Below are 1,713 nucleotides of genomic sequence, written 5' to 3' on the forward strand. Positions count from 1 at the left end.
GCAGTATTGACGTGTCGCAGTAAGAGGTCGGCCACACTTTCGTAATCGTCGCGAATGCACTGATATACCTCGATCAAGTCCGAGTTGGCGTCAGCTAGAAAGGATCTCCCAGCGTGTTCCAGACCAAGGAAAACTGCAGCACCGCCCAAAAATGGCTCATGGTAATCGCGGGTTACCGTGTCCCGAATTATGGTTCTTATCGCCGGAATCAGCCAACGTTTGCCACCAGCCCAACGAAGTATTGGTTCAGCGTGATCAAGACTGCGCACCAGCCCCCCTCGCATGTAAATTAGGTACTAGATATACGTCAGGTTGTTACCGAAATACGGACAATCAGCTCCGGGCAGGGGTCTTGCAGGGCATGTGTGCACACCCGTCCCAAAACCTAATCGGATCAGAGTGGCCACCCCTTCTTGTTCGACTGCGCTTGGATGAAAAGAGTAGCAAGCCTAGACGGCGATGGCATCGCTCGCCTAGCAACCACCGTCCAGCAAGCGGCTTATCTCGTCGTGTCGACGACACCCAATGGCCTGAAGATTGACGGTAAACAGATACCGATTGTTCGGTATGTTTTTATGTGATGCCACCTGCTACCAACCGTCCCCCTTGGAGCCGAGCGCTGTGAAACCTAGTCACAACCCCGGATCCTTTCCGTCCACCCCATCTAAGTCCCAGTGGCTCGTTCCTTGCCCTCAGTGCGGCCCGGGGAGGCTACTTCGGAATCGCAGCCTGGGTAATCCCGAAGCAGTATCGAAGAGACCCCATCAGCCAGCACCACACCATCAGTACCGCCGTTGTTAGGCTCGCGCCGACGCTTGCGCGCCAGGCAACAACATCGCGACCGGTCCAGATCGCTGACAGACGCTCCCGAGCGGACGTATGAAGTTCAAAGGACCTCTAGTCGCAGTCAACGCTTTGCCCGTGGTCCAGGGTGCCGTAGTCCGCCCTAGATCCAGCCCTTCTCCCTGGCCTTGAGTGCGGCTTCGTAGCGGTTGGAGACGCCGAGCTTGCTCATCGCGGAGGACAGATAGTTGCGGGTGGTGCCCGGCGACAGGTGCGCACGGCGGGCGATGTCGTCGACGGACGCGCCGTCGGCGGCGAATTCGAGCACGTCGGCCTCGCGGGCGGTGAGCACGGTGTCGCCTGCGCTGATGGCCTCGGCGGCCAGTTCCGGGTCGACATAGCGGCCGCCTTTGTGCACGGTGCGGATCACCTCCGCCAGGGTCGCCGCCGAGGTCGTCTTGGGCAGGAACCCGCGCACGCCGGCCGACAGCGCGCGCTTGAGATAGCCGGGCCTGCCGTGACTGGTGACGATCAGGGTGCCCGCGCCCGGCGTGATCCGCTGGAGCTCGACCGCGGTGTCGATACCGTCTATGCCCGGCATCTGCAGGTCGATGACGGCCACCGCCACCGGCTCGGCCACCTCGGCGCGACGTCGCCAGAGATCGACGAGTTCCGTCCCGGAACCCACGTGCGCGACGACCTCCAGGTCGGCTTCGAGGTCGAGCATCGTCGCCAGCGCGGCGCGGATGAGGGTCTCGTCGTCGGCGAGGTAGACCGGAATCACATCTTCTCCCAGTGGATTTCGAGGATGAACTCGTCGCCGGTCGCGGTGACATCGAGGGTCGCGCCGACCGCGGCGAGCCGCTCGGCCAGTCCACGCAGCCCGGAGCGTTCACCGGTCGCGCCGTGGGGGTTGTCGTTGCGCAACGA

General features: G+C 62.2%; 2 protein-coding genes. Both read right to left on the reverse strand.

The genetic code is table 11. The features are described from left to right. Window positions 1-269: DNA adenine methylase (locus tag ACFWPJ_RS32100; RefSeq protein WP_378857178.1), on the reverse strand; the 269-nt coding region annotated here is incomplete at its 3' end. Between the two features lie 677 nt (window positions 270-946). Then, window positions 947-1,567, reverse strand: coding sequence for a response regulator (locus ACFWPJ_RS32105; protein WP_378857180.1), 621 nt, complete (start codon window positions 1,565-1,567; stop codon window positions 947-949). Window positions 1,568-1,713: the final 146 nt, after the last annotated feature.

This window comes from Nocardia sp. NPDC058497 (assembly GCF_042720195.1).
Taxonomy (GTDB): Bacteria; Actinomycetota; Actinomycetes; order Mycobacteriales; family Mycobacteriaceae; genus Nocardia.